The following is a 9,903-nucleotide window of genomic DNA, read 5'->3' on the forward strand; positions in this document are numbered from 1 at the left end:
TCTGTCGCACAATCTTTGTGCGGTATTGCCCTGAGAGCTCCGCACAGAGCCTGTCCGACGGCTCAATACAGCGGGATTCTGTATATTTTTGTATGTTATCGAAAAAAGTTCAACTTCTTTGTGCATTTTCTTCTTGCAGTCTGCCATATACTATGGTAAAATAAAAAGAGCATGCATTTGTTCCGGCGGGCGGTCTGTCCGCAGACAGCATGTTATTATCTTATGCGAAAGGATCTGATTTTATGACTGACGGAAAAATGTTTTTCAAGAAGATGGACCTGAGTGATCTGCAGTGCAATCCCTTTGATATGATCGGGAAGACATGGTACTTACTGACTTCCGGTACACCGGAGGATTACAACACAATGACGGCTTCCTGGGGGGCAATGGGCGAAATGTGGGGAGCACCCTCGTTCCACTGCGTCGTGAGAACCAACCGTTATACCCTGAACTATCTGGATCAGAATGAACTGTTCTCGGCAACATTCTTCGATCCGGGCTATAAACCCGCACTTCAGTTCTGCGGCACCCATTCCGGAAAGGACTGCGATAAGGCACAGAGAACCGGATTGCAGCCCGTTCTCCTTGAAGGAACTACCAGCTTTGCACAGGCACGCCGCGTGCTGATCTGCCGGAAACGTTATACGGCAATGTTGCAGCCGGAGGGTTTTCTGGAACCCGAAACTTATGAAAAATGGTACGGCAAAGACCCGATGCACCGGGAATTTGTAGGCGAAGTACTGGCGTATTACGAAAGAATGCACTGATCGTTGGTGCACGCAAAGAGCCTCTGTCATCTGACAGGGGCTTTTTTGGTATCTGTATACCGCTGTCCAAAGTGCATTTTTTTCACGAAAGCACAATAATATGCAAAAATAGCTGCATATTATACGTAAACTGTTGCAAAAAGAAAAAAATTCCGTATATTTATGCAAAAACGCTTGACAATGCCGGAAAAAGGTGTATAATAAGAAACAAGAGCATTTGCAGCGGATCAAAAAGGGCGGTACAGATGCGATAAATTATGCTGATGGAGGAGTTTGCATCATGGCAAAGGCAAAAAAGGACATTAAGAAAGTCGTTCTGGCATATTCCGGCGGTCTGGATACTTCGATTATCATTCCGTGGCTGAAAGAAAACTATAACAACTGCGAAGTTATCGCAGTTTCCGCAGACGTAGGACAGGGCACAGAACTGGACGGTCTGGAAGAAAAGGCAGTCAAGACCGGTGCTTCCAAGCTGATCGTACTGGATCTGAAGAAGACTTTCGTAGAAGACTACATTTTCCCCACCGTACAGGCTGGTGCGGTATATGAAAACCGTTATCTGCTGGGTACCTCTTTCGCTCGTCCGATCATCGGTAAGGAACTGGCTCGGATCGCACTGGAAGAAGGTGCAGATGCGATCTGCCACGGTGCAACCGGTAAGGGTAACGATCAGGTTCGTTTCGAACTGGCAATCAAGGCATACGCTCCGGATATGGCGATCATTGCTCCGTGGAGAGAATGGACCATCAAGAGCCGTGACGAAGAAATCGACTATGCAGAGGCTCACAACATTCCGCTGAAGATCAACCGTGAAACCAACTACTCCAAGGATAAGAACCTGTGGCATCTGTCCCACGAAGGTCTGGATCTGGAAGATCCGGCAAACGAGCCGCAGTATGAAAAGGAAGGCTTCCTGGAACTGGGCGTTTCTCCGATCCAGGCTCCGGACAAGCCCACTTATGTGACCATTCACTTTGAAAAGGGTATCCCGACTGCTATCGACGGCAAGGAAATGGGTGCTGTAGAACTGGTAGAAAAGCTGAACGAACTGGGCGGTGCAAACGGCATCGGTCTGGCTGATCTGGTAGAAAACCGTCTGGTCGGCATGAAGTCCAGAGGCGTTTATGAAACTCCGGGCGGCACCATTCTGTACCACGCACACGATGTGCTGGAAACCATTACCCTGGACAAGGAAACTGCAAGAACCAAGCAGTATCTGAGCATCAAGTTCGCTGACATCGTATACAACGGTCAGTGGTACACACCGCTGCGGGAAGCACTGACTGCTTTCGTAAACGAAACCCAGAAGACCGTTACCGGTGATGTCAAGCTGAAGCTGTACAAGGGCAACATCATCAATGCCGGCGTTACTTCTCCGTACACCCTGTACGATGAAGAAGTTGCAACCTTCGATGCAGAAGACGTTTACAACCAGAAGGACGCAGAGGGCTTCATCAACCTGTTTGGTCTGCCGATCCACGTAAAGGCTGTGCTGGATCAGAAGCGGAACAACAAGTAATTTTGAAAAAATCGGGAAACACGGCGGTGATTTCCCTGTATACCGGTTCTCCTGCCGGTGAGGAAGAGGCGGCTGTTTACTGGTCGCCTCTTTTCCGTTTCTTCTATCAATATATAAGGAAACACTGCATAAAGCCCGCCTGACGGCTTTGCACGCAATCTGCGTGCAGATTTTTCGTCATATTGCCCAGAAATCCCTTGCCATACGGAAAGTATGCCTGCGGAATTTCTATGCAATCTGTCGACCGAAAAATCTGACGACGCATCTTACCACAAGCTTTGCTCGGTGTTTCTATAATATCACGAAAGGACGTTTCATATATGGCACTTTGGGCAGGAAGATTTTCCAAAGAAATTGACGCAGGCGTAAATGCGTTTAACTCCTCTATCGCATTTGATGCCCGTATGTACCGGCATGACATTCAGGGCAGTATCGCCCATGCCACCATGCTGGGGGACTGCGGCATCATCTCCAAGGAGGACAGCAAGACCATTATTGAGGGGCTGACTGCCATTCTGGCAGATCTGGACAGCGGCAAGCTGGAATTTGATCCCAATGCAGAGGACATTCACATGTTCGTGGAGGCAGAGCTGACCAAGCGTTACGGCGATGTGGGCAAGCGGCTGCACACCTCCCGTTCCAGAAACGATCAGGTGGCACTGGATCTGCGGCTGTATCTGCGGGACGAGATCAAGGAGATCCGCGGACTGGTGGAAAAGCTGTGTGCCGTGCTGGTGAAGCTGGCAGAACAGCACACCGAAACCGTGCTCCCCGGCTATACCCACTTGCAGCGTGCCCAGCCGGTGACTTTTGCACACCACCTGCTGGCATATGTACAGATGCTGCTCCGCGATCTGGGCAGACTGGACGACACAGCAAAGCGTATGAACGAATGCCCGCTGGGCAGCGGTGCACTGGCTGGCACCACATACCACATCGATCGGGAAGAAACGGCGAAGCTGCTGGGCTTTGATGCTCCTATGGCAAACAGTCTGGACGGCGTTTCCGACCGCGACTACTGCATTGAGCTGGCGAATACCCTCTCGATCATCATGATGCATCTGTCCCGCTTCTCCGAGGAGATCATTCTCTGGTGCTCGTGGGAATTCAAGTTCATTGAACTGGACGATGCATTCGCAACCGGTTCGTCGATCATGCCCCAGAAGAAGAATCCGGATATTACCGAACTGATCCGCGGCAAGACCGCCAGAGTGTACGGCGATCTCCAGACCCTGCTGACCATGATGAAAGGTCTGCCGCTGGCGTACAACAAGGACATGCAGGAGGACAAGGAAGCGATTTTCGACGCAGTGGACAACGTGAAGCTGTGTCTGGAAACCTTTACCCCCATGCTGGAAACCATGCGGGTGCTGAAAGACAACATGCGTGCCGCCGCAGCCAAGGGCTTTATCAACGCCACCGACTGTGCGGACTATCTCGTGAAGAAGGGCATGCCGTTCCGCGATGCCTATAAGATTTCAGGCACGCTGGTGGCAGAGTGCATTTCCAGGGGGCTGACACTGGAAACCCTGCCGCTGGAGGAATACCAGAAGATGACACCGCTGTTCACCGAGGACGTGTACGATGCCATTAGTCTGGAAACCTGTGTCCGCGGCAGAGTGTCGCAGGGCGGTCCGTCCCCGAAGGCTGTGGCAGAACAGCTGCGGCTGGTCAAGACAAAGCTGGGGCTGGCATGAGAAAGCGGCAGATCAAGTTTATTCTGGCGTTGTGCACTGCCGCGGTAGTGCTCTGGGTCGGCGGAGAGATCCTGCTGGGACTGGTGCTGGATCTGGGACTGACAGTGTCCCGCATCTGGGCAATCGCCATTATCGTGCTGACCTGTGCGTTCAGTCTGTGGAAATGTCCGCGGGAATAGGAGAAATCATGAGAAAATGGATCGGGATCCTGATGGCGGTTGGGTTCTGCCTTTGCACTGGCTGCGGCAGGACGGCTTCGCCTGAAGCTTCGGAAACGGAGACATCGTCCGTAGTGACAACGGCAAAGGTACAACTAGATGCGGTGCAGACAACTGCTGCTGTGCAGGAGGACGATGCCGCGGCAGTGACGACCAAGAAGAAGACTGTGGATGTGCCGAACGGGAAAAAGCTGACGGCGGTGACTCCAAAGCAAACGCTGGATACTGTGGAAAAGCAGGAGATCACAACTGCGGAAACGCAGAGTACGACTGCCATAGAAATGGTATACTATAGTGCAACTGGCTCTTATTGGCATCTATCGGAGGAATGTGCCAAAGAGGATTATGTCCACGTTGTGTACAATATGCAGGGAGAGACAATGCCTGCACCGAAGCCGCACATAATAAAATCGCCGAAAACAATGATCGTCGGCGGAAAAACGCCCTGCCCGAATTGTGCGGCAGGGGAATGAGGTGGAAAAATGGCTGTAAAGATATTTATTGACGGGCAGGCTGGCACTACCGGTCTGCGGATTCATGAACGGCTGGCAGACCGGAACGATCTGACCATGATTACCCTGACTGAGGAAACCCGAAAGGATCCGGAGGCAAGACGGGCTGCCATTCTGGAAAGCGACGTGACATTCCTGTGCCTGCCGGACGATGCGGCGAGAGAAGCTGTGGCACTGGCTGGCGATGCGGACGTGCGGATCATTGATGCTTCCACGGCACACCGCACCAATCCGGACTGGGCATACGGCTTTCCGGAACTGTCGCCGGAGCATCGGGAAAAGATTCGCCACTCCAAGCGTGTGGCAGTGCCGGGCTGTTATGCCAGCGGCTTCGCTTCGCTGGTGTATCCCATGGTGCACAGCGGACTGTTGCCCAAGGACTATCCGGTGCAGTGCTTCGCCATGTCCGGCTACAGCGGCGGCGGCAAGAAAATGATCGCCGAGATCGAATCTCCCGACCGTGCTCCGGAACTGTACAGCCCCCGTTTTTACGGTCTGGCAAACAATCACAAGCACCTGCCGGAAATGCAGAAGATCTCCGGTCTGGAAAAGAAGCCCATGTTCACCCCGATTGTAGATGATTACTATAACGGCATGGTGGTCTGCGTGCCGATTCAGGCGGCGATCTCCGGCTTCTCCCTGGAACCGGAACGGGTGCAGGAAATGCTGGAACGCCACTACGCCGGTTCCAACTTTGTGCACGTGCAGCCCCTGAAAACACCGGCAGAAATGACAGCTACCAAGCTGAGCTGCAACGACCTGCGGGATACCAACCAGATGGAAATTTTCGTGTTCGGTGATGCAGAGCAGATCTTGCTGTGCTCCCGTCTGGACAATCTGGGCAAGGGTGCATCCGGTGCAGCGGTGCAGTGCATGAATATCATGCTGGGACTGGACGAAACTGTAGGACTTTTGTAAGGGAAACAAACGCTGCGGAGGAATAACCAAATGAAACAAATTGAAAAAGTGCTGTATGACGGGTTTACCTATATCGACGGCGGCGTTTGTGCCGCAAAGGGATTTCGTGCCAATGGCGTGTACTGTGGTATCAAGGAAAACCCCACGAAAAAACCGGATCTCTGTCTGGTCGTATCCGACAAGCTGTGCCGTGCTGCCGGCGTGTTTACTTCCAATAAGGTGAAAGCTGCACCGGTGCTGGTTTCCAAGGCACATCTGGAACAGACCGGCGGTAAGGCATGGGGCATGGTGCTAAGCTCCAAGAATGCCAACTGCTGTAATGCAGACGGTATTGACAAGGCGAACCGTGTCTGCGAACTGGCGGCGGAACAAATGGGCGTTCAGCCGGAAGAACTGCTGATCGCACAGACTGGTGTCATCGGTCAGATCCTGCCTATTGAGCCGTTTGAACAGGGCATGGGCAAGGTGTATGACGGCTTGTCTGCTGAAAATCATGAGCAGGCAGCCATTGCCATTATGACAACAGATACCGTGCCGAAAGAAGTGGCAGTGGAATTCCAGTTGGGAGGAAAGACCTGCCACGTAGGTGCAATGGGCAAGGGCAGCGGTATGATCTGCCCGAATATGGCAACGACGCTGAATGTGGTAACGACGGACTGTGCGATCTCTGCGGAACTGTTACAGACAGCCCTCAGTGATGTGGTACAGTATACGTATAACTGCCTGTATATCGACGGCGACCAGTCTACCAATGATACCTGCGTGGTACTGGCAAACGGTCTGGCAGAAAATGCGGAGATCACCGAACAGAATGACGATTATGCCGTATTCCGTCAGGCTCTGTATATCGCGATGTCCAACATCACCAAGATGCTGGCAAAGGACGGCGAGGGTGCGACAAAACTGCTGGAGTGTACTGTGACCGGTGCGAAAGATCGGGAAAATGCACTGGCAGTTGCCAAGAGCGTGATCGCTTCTGATCTGCTGAAATGTGCCATGTTTGGTGCAGATGCCAACTGGGGACGGGTGCTGTGTGCCGTGGGCTATGCACCGGCGGAATTCGACATCGATCAGGTGGCTGTGACACTGGCTTCCCGTGCCGGTTCTGTAGACGTGTGCAAAAACGGTGCCGGCATCGACTTCTCCGAGGACATCGCCAAGACGGTGCTGCTGGAGGACGAGATCGAGATTCTGGTGTCTGTCGGCGACGGTCCGGCGGCGGCAACGGCGTGGGGCTGCGACCTGACGTATGACTATGTAAAAATCAACGGTGACTACCGTTCCTGAGAGAGGCTTCGAGAAATGGGAGAGATATTGAACAATGTGCGGGCACAGGTGCTGGTAGATGCCCTGCCCTATATTCAGAAATACAACAACAAGATTCTGGTGGTCAAGTACGGCGGCAACGCCATGACCAACAAGGAACTGAAACAGGCCGTAATGGACGACATCGTGCTGCTGTCTTTGGTAGGTGTCAAGGTCGTGCTGGTGCACGGCGGCGGTCCGGAGATCAGCGACATGCTGAAGCGGCTGAACATCGAGTCCAAGTTTATCGGCGGTCTGCGGTATACCGATGAGGCAGCGGTGGACGTGGTAAAAATGGTGCTGTCCGGCAAGGTCAACAAGGAACTGGTCAGCCTGCTGACACGGACACGGGGCAAGGCTCTGGGAATGTGCGGCATCGACGGGCACATGCTGACGGCAGAACGGAAGCTGGGCCCCAACGGCGAAGATCTGGGCTTTGTAGGCGATATTGTCAAGGTCAACGAACAGCCCATTCTAGACGCTCTGAACAACGGCTATATTCCGGTCATTGCCACGGTGGCAACCGATGAGTTCGGGCAGTCCTATAACGTCAACGCGGATACGGCTGCGGCAAGAATCGCGGCACAGCTGCGGGCGGAAAATCTGATTCTGATGACGGACATTGCGGGACTGCTGCGGGACAAGGACGATCCGTCTACCCTGATTCCGTTTGTCAACGTCAGCGAAGTGCCGTTCCTGAAGCGGAAGGGCATCATCTCCGGCGGTATGATCCCGAAGATCGACTGTTGCGTAGAGGCAGTCCGCCGCGGTGTCAAGAAAACGGCGATCATTGACGGCAGAGTGCCCCACTCCATTCTGATCGAAACGCTATCCAATGAGGGCATCGGGACACAGTTCCGATAAGCACAGAAAGGATTTGAAAGAATGGGGTTGTTAGAACGTGCTGCGATGGAAGCAGCAAAGAAAATGGCGGAAAGTGAAGAAAGCCACACCGACACCAGAGGCATTGTCAAGGCATCAAAGGTGTTTCCGGTGGTTTCCATTGCCTCTATTCTGCTGGCTTTGGGAATGGCGTTTCTGAAGCACAGACAGAGTGATGCGGCGTTTTATGTACTGTCTGGGGTGTTTGCAGTGCTGGGAATCTGCCTGCTGATCTATGGGCACAATTTCAGAATCGAGTACGACCGCACGGGAATTACGGTGTACAACTTTTTCGGAAAGCCCAAGCAGTATACCCTGCAGGACGTGCAGAAGATCGAACTGAAAAGCGATGGCTATATTGTGTGGACTGCCAAGGGAAAAATTCGGGTGGAACAGCAGTTTTTCATTGGTGCAGATGCATTTCTCTGCTATCTGCGGGACTATCAGAAGGAGGAACAGGTATGAAGTTGACATCTGCAAGAAAAGATTATGGGATTTACGGCTTTATGGTAGTGGTGTTTTTGGCGGGGACAATTGCATTTTTTGTGCGGTATGGTACAAGTGAGATCTGGTATACGCTGCTGATGGTAGCATTCCTGCTGGTCAGCCTGTACTTTTTCACCTGTACGCTGCGGTTTCGGGTGATGTGGGACGATGACGGCATTCATATCCGGCAGAACTGGAAGCCGGAAGTGCACTATACTTGGGACGATTTTGAACAGATGTACATAAAGGACCAGTGCATCATGCTGCACCTGAACGGCAGGCGGTACGGCTTTTCTCAAGGCTGTCCCAACGCAATGGAACTGATCGAATTTTTGGAACAGAAATTTTCCGCTGAACAGGCGGCAGAATAAAGGAAATGATGAAAATGACAACACAAGAACAAATGAACCAGTCCGTCATGGGAACATACGGACGGTTTCCGGTGGTGATCGATCACGGTGCAGGGGAGTCCTGTGCTGACGAAACCGGAAAGCAGTACATCGACTTCGGCAGCGGCATCGGCACCACCTCTCTGGGCTACTGCAACGAGGCGTGGACGGAGGCAGTCTGCAAGCAGGTCAAGACCATGCAGCACACCTCCAACCTGTACTACACCAAGGTGCAGGCAGACTTCGCACAGAAGCTGTGCCAGACTGCCGGCTATGAAAAGGTGTTTTTCTGCAACAGCGGTGCAGAGGCAAACGAGTGTGCCATTAAGCTGGCGAGAAAGTACAGCTTCGACAAGTACGGCAAGGGCAGACACAAGATTCTGACGCTGGTGAATTCGTTCCACGGCAGAACCCTCTGCACCCTGTCCGCCACCGGTCAGGACGTATTCCACAACTATTTCTTCCCGTTTGTGGAGGGCTTCGACTATGTGACAGCCAATGACATTGCCGATCTGGAATCCAAGCTGGACGACACCGTTTGTGCAGTGATGCTGGAATACATTCAGGGCGAGGGCGGCGTGAATGCACTGGAGCAGGCATTCGTGGACGCTGTTTTTGAAAAGTGTGCCGCAAAGGACGTGCTGGTCATTGCGGACGAAGTGCAGACCGGTGTGGGCAGAACCGGTACATTCCTTGCCGGTGAACAGTTCGGACACAAGGCAGACGTGACGACACTGGCAAAGGGCATTGCCGGCGGTCTGCCGATGGGGGCATGCCTTGCCAACGAGAAGTGTGCCGGCGTGCTGGACAAGGGCTCTCACGGCTCTACATTCGGCGGCAATCCGGTATGCTGTGCCGGCGGTCTGGCAGTGCTGAACACCATTACCGCAGACGGCTTTCTGGCAGAAGTGCAGCGGAAAGCCAAGCTGCTGCGGGAGAAGCTGGAAAAGCTGGACGGCGTGGAGAGCGTCAGCGGTCTGGGACTGATGATCGGCATTGCCCTCAAGGACAAGAAAGCCATCGATGTGGCAAATGCGGCTCTGGAAAAGGGCCTGCTGGTGCTGACGGCAAAGACCAAGGTACGTCTACTGCCGCCGCTGACCATTACAGACGAGGAAATCGAAAAGGGCGTTGCCATTCTGGCGGACGTTCTGTCGAAATAAAGGAAACACTGCGTGAAGCCCGCCTGACGGCTTTGCACGCAATCTGC

The 9,903-nt window shown here is 53.1% G+C and carries 11 protein-coding genes; all 11 read left to right on the forward strand.

Annotation, left to right across the window (positions count from 1 at the left end):
* Positions 1–242 precede the first annotated feature (242 nt).
* Positions 243–767 carry a hypothetical protein gene (locus RUMCAL_RS10240; RefSeq protein WP_040647918.1) on the forward strand — a complete coding sequence of 175 codons (525 nt, stop codon included), beginning with the start codon at positions 243–245 and terminating at the stop codon, positions 765–767.
* A 280-nt stretch (positions 768–1,047) separates the two neighbouring features.
* Entirely contained in the window at positions 1,048–2,286 is a 1,239-nt protein-coding gene (locus RUMCAL_RS10245; RefSeq protein WP_040647919.1) for an argininosuccinate synthase, read from the forward strand.
* Positions 2,287–2,606: 320 nt separating this feature from the next.
* Positions 2,607–3,983, forward strand: a complete 1,377-nt coding sequence (gene argH / locus RUMCAL_RS10250) for an argininosuccinate lyase (RefSeq protein ID WP_021682783.1) — start codon at positions 2,607–2,609, stop codon at positions 3,981–3,983.
* Positions 3,980–4,162: a hypothetical protein gene (locus RUMCAL_RS10255; RefSeq protein WP_021682784.1), complete on the forward strand. Its 183-nt coding sequence runs from the start codon at positions 3,980–3,982 to the stop codon at positions 4,160–4,162. Before argH ends, RUMCAL_RS10255 begins: the two co-directional genes overlap by 4 nt.
* 8 nt (positions 4,163–4,170) lie before the next feature.
* The gene (locus RUMCAL_RS10260) at positions 4,171–4,674 is read left to right on the forward strand and encodes a hypothetical protein (RefSeq protein ID WP_040647921.1); all 504 of its coding nucleotides are present in this window, start codon (positions 4,171–4,173) and stop codon (positions 4,672–4,674) included.
* Between the two features lie 9 nt (positions 4,675–4,683).
* Positions 4,684–5,631, forward strand: coding sequence for an N-acetyl-gamma-glutamyl-phosphate reductase (argC, locus tag RUMCAL_RS10265; protein ID WP_021682786.1), 948 nt, complete (start codon positions 4,684–4,686; stop codon positions 5,629–5,631).
* 30 nt (positions 5,632–5,661) lie between these two features.
* Positions 5,662–6,918: a bifunctional glutamate N-acetyltransferase/amino-acid acetyltransferase ArgJ gene (argJ, locus tag RUMCAL_RS10270; RefSeq protein WP_021682787.1), complete on the forward strand. Its 1,257-nt coding sequence runs from the start codon at positions 5,662–5,664 to the stop codon at positions 6,916–6,918.
* Positions 6,919–6,933: 15 nt separating this feature from the next.
* Positions 6,934–7,800, forward strand: coding sequence for an acetylglutamate kinase (gene argB / locus RUMCAL_RS10275; protein WP_021682788.1), 867 nt, complete (start codon positions 6,934–6,936; stop codon positions 7,798–7,800).
* 21 nt (positions 7,801–7,821) lie between these two features.
* Positions 7,822–8,283, forward strand: coding sequence for a hypothetical protein (locus RUMCAL_RS10280; RefSeq protein ID WP_021682789.1), 462 nt, complete (start codon positions 7,822–7,824; stop codon positions 8,281–8,283).
* On the forward strand, positions 8,280–8,675 hold the full coding sequence (locus tag RUMCAL_RS10285; protein WP_021682790.1) for a hypothetical protein: 396 nt from the start codon (positions 8,280–8,282) through the stop codon (positions 8,673–8,675). Before RUMCAL_RS10280 ends, RUMCAL_RS10285 begins: the two co-directional genes overlap by 4 nt.
* A gap of 14 nt (positions 8,676–8,689) precedes the next feature.
* On the forward strand, positions 8,690–9,856 hold the full coding sequence (locus RUMCAL_RS10290) for an aspartate aminotransferase family protein (protein WP_040647922.1): 1,167 nt from the start codon (positions 8,690–8,692) through the stop codon (positions 9,854–9,856).
* Positions 9,857–9,903 lie beyond the last annotated feature (47 nt).

The sequence above is a fragment of the Ruminococcus callidus ATCC 27760 genome (assembly GCF_000468015.1).
GTDB classification, from domain to species: Bacteria; Bacillota; Clostridia; order Oscillospirales; family Ruminococcaceae; genus Ruminococcus_C; species Ruminococcus_C callidus.